This is a genomic window from Serratia sp. Res13-Sevr-LER1-36-b, from assembly GCF_015673035.1.
GTDB lineage: Bacteria > Pseudomonadota > Gammaproteobacteria > Enterobacterales > Enterobacteriaceae > Chania > Chania fonticola_C.
This window is the reverse complement of record NZ_JADACK010000005.1, coordinates 263,691-282,143: the sequence shown is the minus strand read 5'-3', so window position 1 is coordinate 282,143 and position 18,453 is coordinate 263,691. Positions and strand designations below refer to the sequence as shown.

Sequence of the window (18,453 nt, the reverse complement as noted above, 5' to 3'; positions counted from 1 at the left end):
GCTTAAGCGGTCACAGCCCTGTCCTCCATGGCTTGTCGCCAACCTCCCAGCCAGTTAGCTCGGGCGTCTAAAGATTGGTAGGGACAAAGTTCCCTTGAACGCCCTGCAATACCGGCTTGGTAACCACGTGATTCAGCCCGTTCCAAACGATCTCTTTTCTGTCTCTTCATGCCTCACTTCCCTCGTTGTTACTTTGTGGAAAGAAAACAATGACTGCACGAAATACAGCCACATTTAAGAAATAGCCCTAAATGGCGAGAAGATCAATGTTCAAATTTCATACCGCTGTCATATTTGTGAGCTATGCACGGCGCATAAGCTAAGTGGCTGATATTGCTGAGCTGGATTTAATTGCATGATAATAAAACAAAAAAATCCCGGCAAGGCTTTTACTTTGCCTTACCGGGATGGCTTTAGAACGAATTATTACAAGCTATGATTAAAGGCGAGCTGCCTGCGCGGCAATCTCCTGCGCTTCCTGCAACCAGCCCTGGGCCAAGGTGCGAACCAAGGCGTCATAGCCATCTTCACCCTGTTTCAATTCCAGGTTGAATGGCCGCTTGATCAGCCTGCCCTGATGGCTCAGCACCCATTCACCACGAACGATCGCTTTACCATCGTAGCGGCCATGGAAGCCGCTGATGGTGACGTTAAGCACATCCTGATCGCTGCTCATAGGCTGTGATGACACCACCCAACCCGGCAAAGCGCTGCCCAGGTTGGTCACCAACGTCTGTTGCAATTGCTGATCCAACGGGCTGGCCCACAGGTTGTTTTGCCCAATCACAAACTGCACGTCGTTAGTCTGGTAGACCACCCCACTCTGCGCCAGGAAATCCGCCACGCTGACGTGCTCCAACCACAGCTGGCGTGACGCCTGAGTGCCACTCACCTGAGCCGGGGTCCCCAACGCCGGTAACTGATAGTAAGTCTTGTTAGGCGTACTGCTGCAGGCGCTAAGCAACAGCGCCAGAACTACCGGGATCCATTTTTTCATTTTTTGGCCTTCTTCGGCTGAGGGTCATTACTGCCCGCGGCTTCAAATACCAGGGCGTTGCTCTTATCGTTCAGGGTACGCAGCACCGGTTGCAGCTCACGCAGCACCTGATCGAGACGTTGCATATCGCCAACCATTTTGTTGTAGGCCGGTGAACCTGGCTGGAACCCTTTCATGCTGCGATTGAGTTCTTGCAGGGTTTTTTGCATATCTTCCGGCAATGCCTTCATCTCTTTACTGCTGATGATGTCATTGAGCGACTGCAGGGTTTTCTGCGTTTCTTTCATGGTCTTCTGGCTTTCTGCCAGCGTTTTGGTCGCTTCGTTGATCATTGGATTGATCGGCATCGAATTGATCTTATCCAGCGTCTGCATCAACTTCTGCTGGATCTGCGCCAGGCCACTGCCGGTAGTTGGCAACAGCGGATAGCCGAACAGCTCACGCGGCCCCTTCCACGCTTTCTCATTTGGATAGAAGTCCAGATCGATATACAACGCGCCGGTCAGCAGGTTGGCGGACTTCAGCGCAGCACGCAGGCCACGCGACTCAGCATCTTTCAAATGCTGCGCGATATCGAAGTTCTTGCCCAACTGTTGATTAAAGCGCTCAGGCTCAATACGGATCAGTACCGGAATACGGTAATCGTTATCCAACCGCTGGCGCATACCTTCTTTGTAGAATGGCACTTGGCCTACGGTACCCAGGCGAATACCCCGGAACTCGACTGGCGCCCCCGGTTGCAGCCCACGGATCGATTCGGAGAAGAACACCAGATAATCGGTATGCTCGGTATATAGCGAATCCTGAATATTGCGCTGGTTATCGAACAAGGCAAACTCGGCCTTTTCTTTCACCGCAGGGCCACGATCCCAACCTTCAGGCACGTCAAAGCTCACGCCACCGCTAAACAGCGTCGCCAATGATCCCATTTCCACACGCATACCCTGTGCGGACATATCGAAGGCAACGCCGCTGTCTTTCCAGAACCGGACGTTGGTAGTGATCAACTGATCGTAAGGCGCGGTAATAAACAGCTGATAGCGCATGGCACGTAGCTTGGGATCGAAATAACTGGTTTCCACTGAACCGACGCGGTAGCCACGGAACAACACCGGATCGCCAGCGTTCAACTGGCCGGACTTGTCACTGTCCAGTATGACGCGCAACCCCTTGGCATCAGGAGAGGCCAGCGGCGGAGCATCCAGCAGTTGATAATCTGCTTTCCCTGCCTTGCCCTTGTTGCCCGGTTGCAATTCAATGTAGGCACCTGAAAACAAGGTCCCCAGCCCGGAGACGCCTTCACGGCCAATCTGCGGTTTCACCACCCAGAAGGCCGAATCGTCACGCAGCAGCTTTTCCATGCCGGAATTCAGGCGAGCCTGCACCAGCACTTTACTCAAGTCTTCACTCAGGGTAACGCTTTCCACCGTACCGACATCCACACTGCGGCTTTTGATCTTGGTTTTTCCCGCTTCCAACCCTTCGGCAGAGGTCGTGACTAACGTCACTTCCGGCCCTTGATGGCTGAAGTGATAAAACAGGATCCACGCACCGATCAACGCGGTGACAATGGGAATGATCCACACCGGCGACCAGCGCTTGATCTTCTCAACATCCGCGACGCCATGATTACTTTCCGTCACCTTGCGGCTCCTTTTTTATTGTTTCACTTGCGCGATCCCAGGTTAAACGGGGATCAAACGCCATAGCAGCAAACATGGTGAGAATGACCACCATGGCGAACAGTAGCGCCCCAATGTCTGGATAAATACTCATCAACTGTCCCATACGTACCAACGCCGAAAGCACGGCGATCACAAACACGTCGATCATGGACCAACGGCCAACAAACTCCACCACTTCATAAATCAGATGCATACGCTCGCTATCGGCATTGGCCTTGCCTTTGCCATTGGCATCCAGGCATAGCCAGCCAATCGCCAACATCTTGAGCGAGGGCACCATAATACTGGCAATGAAAATCACCATCGCCACCGGATAGGACCCTTCTCCCCATAGCAGCACCACCCCGGCCATAACCGTTGATGGCATTTTATTGCCCAACGCCTCGGTGATCATAATCGGCATCAGCATCGCCGGAATATACAATATGATCGAGGTGACCAATAACGCCATCGTCCATTGCAGGCTGTGGCGGCGGCGTACATAGCCCATCGTGTGACAACGCGGGCATTTGGACTGCTGGGCGGGCAGGATGGCCGTACAGCAGGAGCAGGAACGAACGCCTTGCCGCAGGCCAGTACGCCCAACCTGCAGCGGTTGTTCGATCAACGGGGCCGGTTCAATATCTTGCCACAGCCAGCGACGATCGACGCATTGGAAGGCTCGCACCTGCAGCAGGCAAAACAGACAGTAAGGGATGAAACTGGAACCAATGCCGATATCACCATAGGCCATCAGTTTGACGAAGCTGACCAGCACGCCAGCCAGAAAGATCTCGACCATGCACCAGGTCTTCAACTGGAACAGCACCTTGGCCATCCATATCTTCCATTGTCGTGGCAGCCGCACCCTGGCGCACAACAGAATAATCGCCAACATGCAAAACGCCGGGATCAGTTGCACAAACACCATAAACAGGGTGGCCATGCTGGCATAGTCTTCCGCCACCATCACCTGAGGAATTTGGATCAGTTTGATTTCATTGCCCAGACCGGCAACGCGCATATTGATAAACGGGAATATATTGGCTAACACCAGCATGAATAACGCGCTGAGGGCAAAGCCAATTGGTTGTTTACGCGGTTCTGCCCAGCGGGCGCTGAGCGTCGTTTTACAACGGGGACAAACGGCCTTGGAGCCTGATTGCAAAGGCGGCAACGCCACCAGCATATCGCATTGTGGGCACAGTATCAGGTTATCCTGTTGACGCTCGCCATGCATCGCATGACTCTGCTGCTTATGACTTTCGTGGGAACACACCATTATCCTCCTTAACCGTGTCGCTCATCGGTACAGCCTGGGTTGCCCACAGCAGCAGCGTGCGGGCAACCCGTTACCGATCAGCCGTTTTTCATTGCTTCCAGCTCTTCCCAACGGGCAAAGGCTTGTTCCAGTGCCTGCTCCGCAGTGACAAGATCGGCCAGCACCTGCTGGGTTTCGCTGTGCGGGCGTGAGAAGAACCCTGCGTCGCTCACCTGTGCCTGCAAGGCTGCAATATCCATTTCCAACTGTTCAAGGCGCTGTGGCAACTGCTCCAGTTCACGTAGCAGGTTATAACTCAGTTTGGCCGCTGATTTCTTGGGCTGCTCGGTTTTTTTCTCCACCGCAGCCTTGGTTTGGCTGGCGGCAACCGTGCGGATCGGCTTGGCGGTGGCACGTTGATGGTGTGCATCGTAGTAGCCCCCAACGTAAGTGTCGATCACGCCATTGCCTTCGAAAATCCAGCATTCGGTCACTGAGTTATCAACAAACTGACGATCGTGGCTCACCAGCAATACGGTGCCCTGGTAGCTATCGATCATCTCTTCCAACAGTTCCAGCGTTTCGACGTCCAGATCGTTGGTTGGTTCATCGAGGATCAGTAAATTACTCGGCTTAAGGAATAGTTTAGCCAGCAGTAGGCGGTTACGCTCCCCGCCCGACAACGCTTTGACCGGCGTCATTGCCCGTTTAGGGTGGAACAGGAAGTCCTGCAGATAGCCCAGCACATGGCGCGAACGGCCATTGACCATCACTTCCTGCTTCCCTTCCGCCAGGTTGTCCATCACCGTACGTTCTGGATCCAGTTCGGCGCGGTGCTGGTCAAAGTAAGCGACTTCCAGCTTGGTGCCGCAGTGCACTCGCCCGCTGTCGGCTTTCAGTTGACCGAGCATCAATTTCAGCAAGGTGGTTTTACCACAGCCGTTTGGCCCCACCAGCGCGATTTTGTCACCGCGTTGCACCTGGGCGCTGAAGCCCCGGACCAGCACTTTGTCGGCGACCTGATAATTGACGTCTTCCATTTCGAACACAATCTTGCCCGAACGCACGGCCTCTTCCACCTGCATCTTGGCGGTACCCATCACTTCACGACGTTGTGAACGCTCGTTACGCAACGCCTTCAGAGCGCGCACCCGGCCTTCGTTACGCGTGCGGCGTGCCTTGATGCCCTGACGGATCCAAACTTCTTCCTGCGCCAGTTTGCGGTCAAATTCAGCATTTTGCAGCTCTTCGACCCGCAGCGCTTCTTCTTTGCTTTCCAGGTACAGCTCGTAGTTGCCCGGCCATGACACCAGCTTGCCGCGATCGAGATCGACGATGCGCGTGGCCATATTGCGGATAAACGAACGGTCGTGCGAGATGAAGACGATGCTGCCCTGGAACTCTTTCAGGAACCCTTCCAGCCAGTCGATGGTAGTGATATCCAGGTGGTTGGTAGGTTCATCAAGCAGCAACACGCGCGGTGAACTGACCAACGCACGGCCCAGTGCCGCTTTGCGCAGCCAACCACCAGAAAGGGAGGAGAGCTCCGCATCGCCGTTCAGGCCCAGTTGCAACAGGACTTCACTGATACGGCTGTCTAGCTGCCATAAGCCCTGGTGATCGAGGATTTCCATGACCTGCGCCATACGCGTCAGGTTCTTTTCACTCGGATCCAACTCTACCTGGTGCGAGATAGCGTGATACGCCTTCAGGTGTTCCGCCTGCTCGGCCACGCCTTCGGCCACAAAGTCGAACACGGTACCGCCGATATTGCGCGGAGGATCCTGCTGCAAACGCGCCACAATCAGATCCTGCTCATAAATGATGCGCCCATCGTCCAATGGGATCTCTTTACCGAGGATCTTCAGCAGGGTCGATTTACCGGCCCCGTTGCGCCCAACCAGGCAGACGCGTTCATTATCTTCAATATGAATTTCGGTGTTGTCTAACAAAGGTGCATCGCTGAAAGAGAGCCAGGCACCGGACATGCTGATTAACGACATAGTAATTATTTTCCTTCGCCGGCGTGGGTGACCAGCCAGCAGTTGTGGATCTGACGGTTACGGGCAAAGTCTTCTGACTGTGTCTTGGCGGTAATTTCTTTCGCCTCCAGACCCAGAGCGTTCAGACCTGCCAGATCCATCTGGAAACCGCGTTTGTTGTTGGAGAACATAATGGTCCCGTTACGGCGCAGTATCCGTTGTAAATCTTTCATCAGCGCCAGATGGTCGCGCTGTACGTCAAAGGTGTTCTCCATCCGCTTGGAGTTGGAGAACGTCGGCGGATCGATAAAGATCACATCGAACTGTTCGTCGGCATTGTGCAGCCAGGACAGGCAATCTGCCTGGATCAAGCGGTGCTGTCTACCGGTCAGGCCGTTAACCCGCAGGTTCTTCTCCGCCCATTCCAGATAGGTGCGCGACATATCCACCGTGGTGGTGCTGCGTGCGCCCCCCAACCCGGCATGTACGCTTGCGGTGCCGGTGTAGGCAAACAGGTTGAGGAAGTCTTTGCCTTTGCTCATCTCACCCAGCATACGGCGAGCGATGCGGTGATCGAGGAATAATCCAGTATCGAGATAATCCGTCAGGTTGACCCACAGCTTGGCATTGAATTCTTCTACCAGCAGGAACTCCCCCTTCTGCGCCAGCTTCTCATACTGATTCTTGCCCTTCTGACGTTCGCGGGTTTTCAGGATCAGCTGATTAGATGGCAGCTCTAACACCGCCAACGTGGCATTAATCACGTCAAACAGGCGCTGGCGGGCTTTCTGCGCGTCGATGGTTTTCGGCGGCGCGTACTCCTGGACCACCACTTTACTGCCATAGCGATCCACCGCCACGTTATAGTCAGGCAGATCGGCATCATACAGGCGATAGCATTCGATCCCCTGCTGCTTCGCCCATTTGTCCAATTTCTTTAGATTCTTGCGCAGGCGGTTGGCAAAGTCTTCCGCTACCTGCACGCCACCAGCACCCTGCGGGTTTTCTGCCAACTGGTAGTTTTTCTGTACGCAGTCCAACGGGCCATTTTTCGCTTTGAACTGGCGCTCGGCGCGCAGTTGCAGGCAACTGAGCAATTCCGGTGAAGCGCTGAACAACGAAAGCTGCCAGCCACCAAAGTGGCTCTTCATAATGCGCCCTAACATATTGTGCAGCGCAATCAGGGCCGGTTCGCTCTCAAGGCGTTCACCGTATGGCGGGTTGCTGACCACCGTGCCTACCGGGCCTTCTGGCAGTGGGTTGGTCAGTTTGCTGACGTCATTAACGTTAAAGGTGATCAATTCGGCCACGCCAGCGCGGCGGGCGTTCCCCTTCGCCATTTCAATGACGCGGCGATCGATATCCGAGCCGAAGAAGCGTGACGGGGTTTCCTGCAGACCACGTTTCGCCCGCACCTGCGCTTCGGTGATCACTTCACGCCACAGTTCGGCATTGTGGCCGTTCCAGGCGGTAAAGCCCCAATGTTGGCGATGCAGGCCAGGCGCACGATCGGAGGCGATCATCGCCGCTTCGATCAACAGCGTACCGGAGCCGCACATCGGGTCCAGCATCGGCGCCCCTGGTTGCCAACCGGAGCGTTGGACGATCGCCGCCGCCAGGTTTTCCTTCAACGGAGCCTGGCCGGTAAGATCGCGATAGCCACGCTGGTGCAAACCTTCGCCGCTCAGATCGAGCGCTACGCTGGCCATATCACGCTGCAGGAAAACGTTGACGCGAATGTCCGGCTGCTGTTTCTCTACCATTGGCCGATCGTTGAGCTTGCGGGTAAAGCTGTCCACAATGGCGTCTTTGACTTTCAACGCACCATATTGGCTATTGCGGATCTCTTCATTGAGGCCGCTGAAGTGCACCGCAAAGGTTTTATCCAGGCCAAATATCGATGGCCAGTCAATGGCCTGCACACCGAGGTACAGATCCAAATCGCTGTGCACGCGAAATTCATTCAGCGGCAACAGAATACGCGAAGCCAGGCGGCTCCAGAGCAGGCTTTGGTACAGAAGACGATCGTCACCCTGAAAATGTACTCCCCCCTGCACCACTTTGCAGGAGTGAGCGCCAAGCCGCTCCAGTTCGCTTTTTAACAGTTCTTCCAGTCCACGCGCCGTGCTGGCAAACAGAGTGTTCATATCGTGCTTATCACCAAAAAGAAAATTGTTGCGCATTATAGCTAATCCAGACCGCTTGTCATAAAGTTGCTCCCTTCTATTTCATTTATCGCACGGAGGCAGGGGTGATCACGCTCTCCCGACTTTACGTTCATCCGGTCAAATCACTACGGGGTTTGCAGCTTTCTCACGCCCAGGTGGCCAGTCACGGCCTGGCTTTTGATCGCTCCTTCATGATCACCGAGCCAGACGGTACCTTCATCACCGCCCGCCAATACCCGCAGATGGTGCTGTTTACCCCGGCGTTGTTGGCCGATGGCCTGTTTCTGACCGCACCGGACGGTGAAAGTGCGGCGATCCGCTTCATTGATTTCGCCCCCGATGCGCAGCCGACCGAGGTGTGGGGCAACCATTTCACCGCGTTGATCGCGCCGGTGGCCATCAACAGTTGGTTAAGCGGTTATTTTCAGCGCGAGGTACAGCTGCGCTGGCTTGGGCCTGAATTAACCCGTAGGGTAAAGAAGCACCCGGAAATTCCGCTCTCCTTTGCCGACGGTTACCCTTATCTGCTGATTAATGAAGCCTCGTTCCAGGATCTGCAACAACGTTGCCCAAGCAGCATCAGGCTGGAGCAGTTCCGCCCGAACCTGGTGGTGACCGGTAGCCCGGCCTGGGCAGAAGATGGTTGGCAGGTGATCCGCGTCGGCGACGTGATGTTCGATCTGGTGAAACCCTGCAGCCGCTGCGTATTGACTACGGTCAGCGTGGAGCGTGGACGCAAACACCCGAGCGGCGAGCCGTTGAGTACGCTGCAACAGTTCCGCACTGCCGATAATGGCGACGTCGACTTTGGCCAAAACATGATTGCCCGTAACAGCGGTATTATCCGCGTCGGCGATAGCGTTGAAGTGTTGTCAACCAAACCGCCGCGGCCTTATGGGGCTGGCAAGGTCGTCGAAAGCCTGCAAGCACCGCAGGACAGCACCACCAGCGTGAGCATTGAATATCAAGGAAAGGTGTTTGCCGGTAATAACCAGCAGATCTTGTTAGAGCAGTTGGAGCAGCAAGGCATTCGCATCCCTTACTCCTGCCGTGCTGGCCTGTGCGGCAGTTGCAAGATAACGTTGGTGGAGGGCGAAGTTGCACCGCTAAAGAAAAGCGCAGTGGCCGCCAACGGCACTATTCTCTGTTGCAGCTGTATTCCTAAAAGCGATGTGAAGCTGGCGTAACGCTTATTACACTGCCCTGTCGTAAGCCGGGGCAGACTGTTCATCTGGGATGCAAGGCTTTAGGCGATCGTGCATCACTTTTATCGCATCCCCCAGCACCATGGTTCGCCCAGCCAACACCAGCTGATTTTGTGCCAGCAAGCACAGGCTGGCATTATCCCCGGCTTCCACCACCAGCAGACGCGCATCGACACCGCTATCCATCACCTTCACCGCCGCCAACTCGCCATTTTTAGGGCGTAGCGGATAGTGTTGCTGAGCAAAATGCCAGCTCTTGGGCATCAGAGGTTTAAGAAAACGAAAGGCCACCAGCGCATTTAATACCAACTCGGCACGTTGTTCATGGCTGAGCTTTATCTGTTTGCACTGTTCTTCATAATCAAAATAAAGCGCCGCATCATCGACGCAGAATGCGCATTCAGCGAAGGCATCCGGGGTTAGCATTTTTGCCGGAAAGCGTGAACGGAAGATCATACCATTGGCTAAATCGAGCATCAGTCGATCGTGCTCAGCGTCAAAATACCAACGCCAATTGTCATCAGGTTTTATCTTCATTACTTATCCTTCTCACCACATGCCAACGCAGTATTACGCAAAGGGCGATTTTATCACCAGAAAGGTTGCTTAAACATCGGATAATTCCGCTACCGAACAAAATATAGACGAGCCGGGGGCAGAAATAAACCCCCGGTCGAAAATGAAAGGCAAAATATTAGATATGGGTAACGATATCTTTAATCAAACGCGGTCCGTGGAAGATAAAACCGGAATAAATTTGTACCAAAGTTGCCCCGGCCTCCATTTTTTCCCGCGCCGCCGTCAGGGAATCAATTCCACCAACGCCGATAATCGGCAAGCGCCCTTGCAACTCCTGCGACAGACGACGGATCACTTCGGTGCTGCGTAACTGTACCGGACGGCCACTTAATCCCCCTGCCTGATCGCAGTAATTCAATCCCTGAACCAGTTTACGATCGAGGGTGGTATTGGTGGCAATGACCCCATCTATATTATGACGCACTAAACTGTCCGCTATTTGGATCAGTTCTTCCTCTGAAAGATCCGGCGCGATCTTTACCGCAACCGGCACATATTTGTGATGGCGAGCCTGCAATTGGGCCTGCTTATTTTTTATCGCCGCTAGCAGATCGTCCAACGCTTCACCATACTGTAAGGATCGTAATCCCGGGGTATTGGGTGATGAGATATTAATCGCGATATAGCCGGCATACGGATAAACCTTATCCATACAGATCAGATAATCGTCTTTTCCCTGCTCGACCGGCGTGTCTTTATTCTTGCCGATATTGATCCCCAGCACGCCGCCAAAATGGGATTTTTTAACGTTTTCAACCAGATTGTCTACGCCGTGGTTATTGAACCCCATGCGGTTGATCAGCCCTTCGGCCGGGACCAGGCGGAACAGACGCGGTTTATCATTGCCCGCTTGCGGACGCGGTGTAACGGTACCGACCTCAACAAAGCCAAAGCCCATCGCGCCAAAGGCATCAATGCACTCGCCGTCTTTATCCAGACCGGCGGCCAACCCTAATGGGTTGCTAAAAGAGAGCCCCATGCAGCTCACCGGTTTGCTCGGCACCGACTGACGGATAAGAAACTCTAGTGGGGTGCCGGTAATACGGCGCAGTTGACTGAAGGTCAATTCGTGTGCGCGCTCGGGATCGAGCTGGAACAAGGCTTTCCTGACGATGGGGTAGTACATGTACTCTCCTGATTTCCCGGTGATATCCTGCTGACTTGAGGTCGCAAGTAAATCGCTGTGCCTGATGGGGATACAGGTGTTGCGGTTATTTAGCGACAACCTCAAGTCAGCAGAATAGGCCTGTCGACCGGGGGCGTATTATCCGGTATCCCCTCGCCAATTGGAATTGATTAAAGGCAAAAAAAAGCGCGTTTAGCGCAATCGTTTCCCTTGTATGGAGCTACTTCCCCGCTTTTCCCTCTTTACGCATATCAAAATCAAAAAATGAGATTTAAAAATCACCCCCTTTTGCTGTTAGCTTTAAAACACTTTTCGAACATTAATTTAACATTGATAACTTTTCGATATAAGGAGTGGCGATGCGCGTTATTTCTCTGGCTGGCAGCCCAAGGCTCCCCTCACGCTCGGCGGCGCTGTTACAGCTGAGCCAACGTTGGTTGCAACAACAGCAGGTGGAAGTGATCCCCTATACCCTGCACGATTTCCAGGCGGAAGACCTGCTACGCGCCAATTTTAACAGCCCTGACATCAAAGCCTTCGCCGCGCAACTGGCCGCTGCGGATGGCCTATTGGTCGCCACGCCGGTTTATAAGGCATCGTTTTCTGGCGCGCTGAAAACCTTACTCGATCTGCTTCCTGAACGAGCGCTGGAACACAAAGTGGTTCTACCGCTGGCCACCGGCGGCTCCATCGGCCACATGCTGGCGGTGGACTATGCGTTGAAGCCAGTATTGACGGCGCTGAAAGCTCAGGAGGTGCTGCACGGCGTGTTTGCCGATGACGGCCAGATAGTGCTTAACGGTGAACAGGCCCAGCTATCCGATGGGGTGGCCGCGCGCCTGAACGAAGCGTTGGACAGTTTTTATCTGGCGCTCAGCCGCCGTAAACCGCCGGTGCTAAACACCGCCGCCTCTCTGTTAACCCGGCAAACCGCCTAAGGACATCATCATGCCGCTCTCTTTCCGCCGTTGGCTTAACACCGGTGCGTTGGCCGCCATCATGACGCTGGTGCTGATCAATACCGCTGTCGCACAAGATAACGCGCCTGCTCAGTTTCGTATCGGCTACCAAAAAGGTTCAGTGAGTCTGGTGTTGGCCAAAACCCATCAGTTGCTGGAACAACGCTTTCCTGCCACCCACATCAGCTGGATCGAATTCCCGGCGGGCCCACAGATGCTAGAGGCGCTGAACGTCGGCAGCATCGATCTGGGCAGCACCGGCGATATCCCGCCAATCTTTGCCCAAGCCGCCGGGGCCGACCTGCTGTACGTCGGCGTAGAGCCGCCAAAACCCAAGGCGGAAGTGATCCTGGTGCCGGAAAATAGTCCGATTCACCGCGTCGCCGAGTTGAAAGGCCACAAAGTAGCCTTCCAGAAAGGCTCAAGCTCACACAACTTGCTGCTGCGGGCACTGCAAAGGGACGGCCTCAAGTTTACCGATATCCAACCGGTTTATCTGACGCCCGCCGATGCCAGAGCAGCCTTCCAACAGGGCAACGTCGATGCCTGGGTGATCTGGGATCCCTACTATTCTGCCGCGTTGCTGCAAGGCAGTGTGCGGGTATTGACCGATGGCAGCGAATTGAACCAGACCGGCTCTTTCTACCTGGCCGCTCGCCCTTATACCGAAGCCAACGGCCCGTTCATCCAGCAGGTGCTGGCGGTGCTGACCCAGGCCGATGCGCTGACGCATAGCGATCGGGCGCAGAGCATTACCCTGCTGGCCAAGGCGATGGGCTTACCGGAAGCGGTGATTGCCAGCTATCTGGATCATCGCCCGCCAACGGCCATCAAACCCTTAGGGGACGCCACCATTGCTGCCCAGCAAAAAACCGCCGATCTCTTTTTCGCCAACCGGTTGGTTCCGGTTCAGGTCGATATTTCTCAACGCGTCTGGCATCCAGCCGCACAATAATCAGGAGAGAACCCTATGAGCATTAACGTATTCTGGTTTTTACCGACTCACGGAGATGGCCACTATCTGGGAAGTTCGGAAGGGGCACGTGCGGTCGATTACGGTTATCTTCAGCAGATCGCCCAGGCTGCTGACCGGCTCGGTTTCGGCGGCGTGCTGATCCCAACGGGGCGTTCCTGCGAAGACTCTTGGCTGGTTGCCGCGTCATTAATTCCGGTCACGCAACGGCTGAAATTCCTGGTGGCCCTTCGCCCTGGCATCATCTCCCCGACCTTGGCAGCCAGGCAGGCCGCCACGCTGGATCGCCTTTCCAATGGCCGCGCCCTCTTCAATCTGGTGACCGGTGGCGATCCGGAAGAGCTGGCAGCGGAAGGTTTGCACCTTAACCACACCGAACGCTATGAGGCCTCCGCCGAATTTACCCATGTGTGGCGCAAAGTGCTGGAAGGTGAAACCGTCGATTTCGCCGGTAAGCATATTCAGGTGAAAGGCGCCAAGCTGCTGTTTCCCCCGGTGCAGCAACCTCGCCCACCGCTGTATTTTGGCGGTTCTTCAGAGGCGGCACAGGATCTGGCAGCCGAGCAGGTCGAACTGTATCTGACCTGGGGAGAACCCCCTGCCCAAGTGAAAGAAAAAATAGAGGAAGTACGAGCTAAAGCAGCTGCCCTGGGGCGTAAAGTCCGCTTCGGTATTCGCCTGCACGTCATCGTGCGCGAAACTACCACAGAAGCCTGGCAGGCAGCCGAGCGTTTGATCGCCAACCTCGATGATCAAACCATTGCGGATGCGCAGAAAGCCTTTGCCCGCTTCGACTCCGTTGGCCAACAGCGTATGGCGGCCTTACACGGCGGCAAGAAAGACAATCTGGAAATCAGCCCTAATCTGTGGGCCGGTGTCGGACTGGTGCGTGGCGGTGCAGGCACGGCGCTGGTGGGCGATGGTCCGACGGTCGCTGAGCGTATTCAGGAATATGCCAATCTGGGTATCGATACCTTTATTCTTTCCGGTTACCCGCATCTGGAAGAGGCCTATCGCGTAGGTGAACTGCTGTTCCCGCATCTCGATCTGGCGGCCAGCGAACAACCGACCCAGCTGCGTGCGATCAAGCCGCAGGGCGAAGTGGTCGCCAATATCTATGTCCCACAAAAAGTGTCACAAAGCTGAGGAGAACAGTGATGGCGATCGGTGCACAACAAATTCTGCATCGGCTGGCCCCCTGGGCTTTGCCGGTCGCGCTGGTGATTGGCTGGCAGACCGCCGTTGAGGCTGGCTGGTTATCTAACCGTATCTTGCCCGCGCCGAGCGCCGTAGTGGCTGCCTTTTGGGCCTTGACCAAGAGTGGCGAACTGTGGCAACACCTGACCATCAGCAGTTGGCGCGCGCTGATTGGCTTCAGTATCGGTGGCAGCATTGGCCTGGTGCTGGGATTCATTACTGGCCTGTCCCGCTGGGGAGAACGTCTGCTCGACAGCTCGGTACAGATGATCCGTAACGTGCCGCATCTGGCTCTGATCCCGCTGGTGATCTTGTGGTTCGGCATTGACGAGTCCGCCAAAATCTTCCTGGTGGCGCTGGGTACGCTATTCCCGATCTATCTGAATACCTATCACGGCATCAAGAATATCGATCGTGGCCTGCTGGAAATGGCGCGCAGCTACGGCCTGAGCGGCTTTGGCCTGTTCACGCAAGTGGTACTACCCGGCGCGTTGCCTTCGATCATGGTCGGCGTGCGTTTCGCCCTCGGGTTTATGTGGCTGACGCTGATCGTCGCCGAAACTATCTCTGCCAACTCGGGCATCGGTTATCTGGCGATGAACGCCCGTGAATTTCTACAGACCGATGTGGTGGTGGTCGCCATTATTCTGTATGCCCTGCTCGGCAAACTGGCCGATGCCTGCGCACAACTGCTCGAACGTGTCTGGTTACGCTGGCATCCGGCCTATCAACTGAAATCAGGAGAAGCATAATGACGGCCCCGACTCGTATTCCGCAAGGCACCCCCATTACGCTGGAAGGCATCGCCAAACGTTATGGCAGCCGCTCCGTGTTGGACGATCTGCAACTCCGCATCACCGCAGGCCAGTTTGTGGCCGTGGTTGGCCGTAGCGGCTGTGGTAAAAGCACCTTATTACGCCTGCTCGCAGGGCTGGAAACGGCCAACAGCGGGACACTGTTGAGTGGGAATGCCCCGCTCAGCCACGCCAAAGACGATACCCGTCTGATGTTTCAGGATGCTCGCCTGCTGCCGTGGAAAAAGGTGATCGATAACGTGGGGCTTGGCCTGCGCGGCAACTGGCGTGATGCTGCATTGCAGGCGTTAACCACCGTTGGGCTGGCCGATCGTGCCAATGAATGGCCAGCCGCGCTGTCTGGCGGGCAGAAACAGCGTGTCGCCCTGGCCCGTGCGTTGATCCATCGCCCACGGCTGTTGCTGTTGGATGAACCTTTAGGGGCACTGGATGCGTTAACCCGTATTGAAATGCAGGGGCTGATCGAAACGCTATGGCAACAGCATGGCTTCACCGTACTGCTGGTCACGCATGACGTTAGTGAGGCGATCGCACTGGCCGATCGGGTGCTGTTAATCGAAGAGGGACGTATTGGGCTGGATCTGACTATTGATTTGCCTCGGCCACGCCGCAAAGGTTCGGCAAAGCTGGCGGAGTTGGAAGCAGAAGTATTGGCAAGAGTGTTGGCACCACCGCAAGCCGTTGGGACTTCCCGCCAGGTGGCTAACTAATCAGGGGACGGCAAATGCCGTCCCCTTGCTTTTTATGCGTCTAACGCCTTGGTGATCTTCTCAAACAGATCGCCAGACAGGTTCTCCAGCCCTTTCAACTGCTCCAGCGCCTGACGCATCAACGCCTGACGAGAGGCATCATAACGCTTCAGGCGGATCAGTGGTTCAATCAGCCGCGCGGCAACCTGTGGGTTACGCTTGTTCAGATCGCTGAGGATCTCTACCAGGAACTGATAGCCACTGCCATCTGCCGCATGGAACGCCGCCGGGTTAGCCGAGGCAAACCCACCAATCAGCGAGCGGGTGCGGTTTGGATTACTCAGGCTGAATGAACGGTGTTGCAGCAGCGCACGCACCTTACCGAGTACGTCTGCCGCCGGGCTGGTGGCCTGGAGGATGAACCACTTGTCCATCACCAGACCATCGTGATGCCAGCGCTCATCAAACTCGGCCATCAAGGTATCACGGCAAGGCAACTGTGCCCCCATCGCCGCTGCCAGTGCCGCCAGCGAATCGGTCATGTTGTCGGCCTGCTGGAACTGTTGCACCACCAGCTTGTCGGCCTGCTCTGCATCACCGAAGGCCAGATAATGTAGGCAAATATTACGCAGCGAACGCTTGGCAATATCGCCATGCTCAACCCGGTACCCTTCGGTTTTGTTAGCGTGATACACCGCCAGCCACTCATCGGCCAGCTCTTTAGCCAGGCAACGGGTGATTGCCTCATGCACCGCCGAAATGGCTTGTGGATCGATAATGGCGAACAGCTCGGCAATTTCGTTTTCCGATGGCAGCGTGAGGATCTGCGCGGCCAGGGCCGGATCCAGCTTCTCATCCAGCAGCACCGCCCGGAAGGCATCTGCCACGTGCAGCGGCAGCGACAATGGCTGCTTCTGCTGATATTTGGCCACGTTCAGCTTAATGTAGATGGCCAGCAGGCTCTGCGCGGCATCCCAGCGAGAAAACTCATTGCGTGCATGCTGCATCAGGAAGGTCAGTTGCTGATCGCTGTACGGATAATCCAGCTTGACCGGTGCCGAAAACTCACGCAGCAGCGAAGGAACCGGCTTATGCGCGACGCCATCAAACACAAAAGTCTGTTCGGCGGCGGTGACGTTCAATACGTTATTGACCGGTGAACCGTCTTTCTGCAAAGCAATGACGTTGCCTTCGCTGTCGTAAAGCTCAATATCCAGCGGGATATGCAACGGCAGTTTTTCTGGCTGATCGGCCGTCGGCGCGGTTTTCTGGCTGACGTGCAAGCGGTATTGCTGATCCTCGGCGCTATAGTCATCACGCACCGTCAGCAGCGGCGTACCAGACTGACTGTACCAGCGGCGGAACAGCGATAAATCGACGTTGGAAGCGTCTTCCATTGCCTGCACAAAATCATCGCAGGTGGCCGCACTGCCGTCGTGGCGTTCGAAATAGAGCTGCATCCCCGCCTGGAACTGTTGTTCTCCCAGCAACGTATGCAGCATGCGGATCACTTCGGATCCTTTCTCATACACCGTCAAGGTGTAGAAGTTGTTCATCTCGATCACTTTATCCGGCCGGATCGCGTGTGCCATCGGGCTGGCGTCTTCGGCGAACTGCGCCCCACGCATCACCCGCACATTATCGATGCGGTTGACCGAACGAGAACCCAGGTCGGAGCTGAACTCCTGATCGCGGAACACCGTCAGCCCTTCTTTCAGGCTTAGCTGGAACCAGTCGCGGCAGGTCACGCGATTGCCGGTCCAGTTATGGAAATATTCGTGGCCGATCACCGCTTCAATATTCAGGTAATCCTTGTCGGTGGCGGTTTCGGCCTTGGCCAACACATACTTCGAGTTAAAGATATTTAACCCTTTGTTCTCCATCGCCCCCATGTTGAAGAAATCCACGGCGACGATCATGTAGATATCCAGATCGTATTCCAGGCCAAAGCGGGTTTCATCCCACTTCATCGAATTTTTCAGCGAGGTCATGGCCCAATCGGCACGATCCAGGTTGCCACGATCGACAAACAGCTCCAAGGCCACCTTACGACCAGAACGGGTGGTGAAGCTATCACGCAACACGTCGAAATCCCCTGCCACCAGCGCAAATAGATAGCTAGGTTTAGGGAACGGATCCTGCCATTGTACCCAGTGACGGCCGTCTGCCAGGTCACCTTCAGCCACCCGGTTGCCGTTCGACAGCAGGAACGGGTAACGCGCTTTATCGGCAACAATGCGGGTAGTAAAACGGGCCAGCACGTCTGGGCGATCCAGATAGAAGGTGATATGGCGGAAACCTTCGGCCTCGCATTGGGTACACAACGCTTCGCCAGACAGATATAGCCCTTCCAATGCGCTGTTTTTGGCCGGATGGATGTCGTTGACGATCGTCAGGGTAAACTGGGCAGGTAGCTGTTCAATCACCAGTTGGTTTTCCTGCTGGCGATAGGCGCTCCACGGCTGCCCATCCACTTGAATACTCACCAGAGTCAGGTCTTCGCCATTCAACGTTAATGGGGCACCGGCGGCACCCTGCCGTTTGATCTGGCTGACGGCGGTCACGCGCGTGGTGTCTGCATCCAGTTCAAAATCCAGGTCGATATCGGTGATGGTATAATCTGGGGCGCGATAATCGTGGCGATACTTCGCCTGTGGCTGTTGTGTCATAAAAACCCTTTGACGTCTCAGTGAGTTACAGATCCCGGACTCGGAGCGTACCGCCGTGCAGGACGACGTGGTACCTCAATGGCCCGATTGTGAATAAACTGTATCACAGCTATAAAAAAAACCCAGAAATGGCAGCAAATCGCACCAAGAAATCACGCGATTCACGCAG

Annotated in this window: 15 protein-coding genes; 6 read left to right on the top strand and 9 right to left on the bottom strand. The window is 55.3% G+C overall.

Features of this window, described 5'->3' with window-relative positions:
* Window positions 1-2: 2 nt before the first annotated feature.
* From rmf to rlmKL, 6 genes are all read right to left on the bottom strand, one after another.
* Complete coding sequence (gene rmf, locus IMQ33_RS02350) at window positions 3-170, bottom strand: ribosome modulation factor (RefSeq protein WP_071784464.1); 168 nt, start codon at window positions 168-170, stop codon at window positions 3-5.
* Window positions 171-439: 269 nt separating this feature from the next.
* Window positions 440-997: a membrane integrity-associated transporter subunit PqiC gene (gene pqiC / locus IMQ33_RS02345; RefSeq protein ID WP_024486050.1), complete on the bottom strand. Its 558-nt coding sequence runs from the start codon at window positions 995-997 to the stop codon at window positions 440-442.
* Entirely contained in the window at window positions 994-2,640 is a 1,647-nt protein-coding gene (pqiB, locus tag IMQ33_RS02340) for an intermembrane transport protein PqiB (protein WP_161712260.1), read from the bottom strand. The genes pqiC and pqiB overlap by 4 nt, the downstream gene beginning before the upstream one ends.
* The gene (gene pqiA, locus IMQ33_RS02335) at window positions 2,627-3,901 is read right to left on the bottom strand and encodes a membrane integrity-associated transporter subunit PqiA (protein ID WP_230326627.1); all 1,275 of its coding nucleotides are present in this window, start codon (window positions 3,899-3,901) and stop codon (window positions 2,627-2,629) included. Before pqiA ends, pqiB begins: the two co-directional genes overlap by 14 nt.
* Window positions 3,902-4,020: 119 nt before the next feature.
* Complete coding sequence (locus IMQ33_RS02330) at window positions 4,021-5,925, bottom strand: ABC transporter ATP-binding protein (RefSeq protein WP_196061448.1); 1,905 nt, start codon at window positions 5,923-5,925, stop codon at window positions 4,021-4,023.
* A gap of 5 nt (window positions 5,926-5,930) precedes the next feature.
* Window positions 5,931-8,051 (bottom strand): bifunctional 23S rRNA (guanine(2069)-N(7))-methyltransferase RlmK/23S rRNA (guanine(2445)-N(2))-methyltransferase RlmL, encoded by a 2,121-nt coding sequence (rlmKL, locus tag IMQ33_RS02325; RefSeq protein ID WP_024486046.1) that lies wholly within the window; start codon window positions 8,049-8,051, stop codon window positions 5,931-5,933.
* 104 nt (window positions 8,052-8,155) lie between these two features.
* Here rlmKL and IMQ33_RS02320 point away from each other — a divergent pair, with 104 nt between their 5' ends.
* On the top strand, window positions 8,156-9,259 hold the full coding sequence (locus IMQ33_RS02320) for a YcbX family protein (RefSeq protein ID WP_024530386.1): 1,104 nt from the start codon (window positions 8,156-8,158) through the stop codon (window positions 9,257-9,259).
* Between the two features lie 6 nt (window positions 9,260-9,265).
* Here the strand turns inward: IMQ33_RS02320 and IMQ33_RS02315 are convergent, their stop codons facing one another.
* Window positions 9,266-9,814, bottom strand: a complete 549-nt coding sequence (locus tag IMQ33_RS02315) for a cell division protein ZapC (RefSeq protein ID WP_161712262.1) — start codon at window positions 9,812-9,814, stop codon at window positions 9,266-9,268.
* Window positions 9,815-9,971: 157 nt separating this feature from the next.
* Window positions 9,972-10,982 (bottom strand): quinone-dependent dihydroorotate dehydrogenase, encoded by a 1,011-nt coding sequence (gene pyrD, locus IMQ33_RS02310; RefSeq protein WP_021804888.1) that lies wholly within the window; start codon window positions 10,980-10,982, stop codon window positions 9,972-9,974.
* A gap of 359 nt (window positions 10,983-11,341) precedes the next feature.
* Between pyrD and ssuE the strand changes: the two genes are divergently transcribed.
* From ssuE to ssuB, 5 genes are read left to right on the top strand one after another with little or no spacing between them, the layout of a single operon-like run.
* Window positions 11,342-11,920, top strand: a complete 579-nt coding sequence (ssuE, locus tag IMQ33_RS02305) for an NADPH-dependent FMN reductase (protein WP_098927808.1) — start codon at window positions 11,342-11,344, stop codon at window positions 11,918-11,920.
* A gap of 10 nt (window positions 11,921-11,930) precedes the next feature.
* Window positions 11,931-12,896: a sulfonate ABC transporter substrate-binding protein gene (locus tag IMQ33_RS02300; protein WP_196061447.1), complete on the top strand. Its 966-nt coding sequence runs from the start codon at window positions 11,931-11,933 to the stop codon at window positions 12,894-12,896.
* A gap of 15 nt (window positions 12,897-12,911) precedes the next feature.
* A complete protein-coding gene (ssuD, locus tag IMQ33_RS02295; protein ID WP_196061446.1) occupies window positions 12,912-14,060 on the top strand; it encodes an FMNH2-dependent alkanesulfonate monooxygenase in 1,149 nt (382 codons plus the stop codon).
* Between the two features lie 11 nt (window positions 14,061-14,071).
* Entirely contained in the window at window positions 14,072-14,863 is a 792-nt protein-coding gene (ssuC, locus tag IMQ33_RS02290; protein WP_065685310.1) for an aliphatic sulfonate ABC transporter permease SsuC, read from the top strand.
* A complete protein-coding gene (ssuB, locus tag IMQ33_RS02285) occupies window positions 14,863-15,636 on the top strand; it encodes an aliphatic sulfonates ABC transporter ATP-binding protein (protein WP_196061445.1) in 774 nt (257 codons plus the stop codon). The genes ssuC and ssuB overlap by 1 nt, the downstream gene beginning before the upstream one ends.
* A gap of 32 nt (window positions 15,637-15,668) precedes the next feature.
* Here the strand turns inward: ssuB and pepN are convergent, their stop codons facing one another.
* Window positions 15,669-18,284 carry an aminopeptidase N gene (gene pepN, locus IMQ33_RS02280; RefSeq protein ID WP_196061444.1) on the bottom strand — a complete coding sequence of 872 codons (2,616 nt, stop codon included), beginning with the start codon at window positions 18,282-18,284 and terminating at the stop codon, window positions 15,669-15,671.
* Window positions 18,285-18,453: the final 169 nt, after the last annotated feature.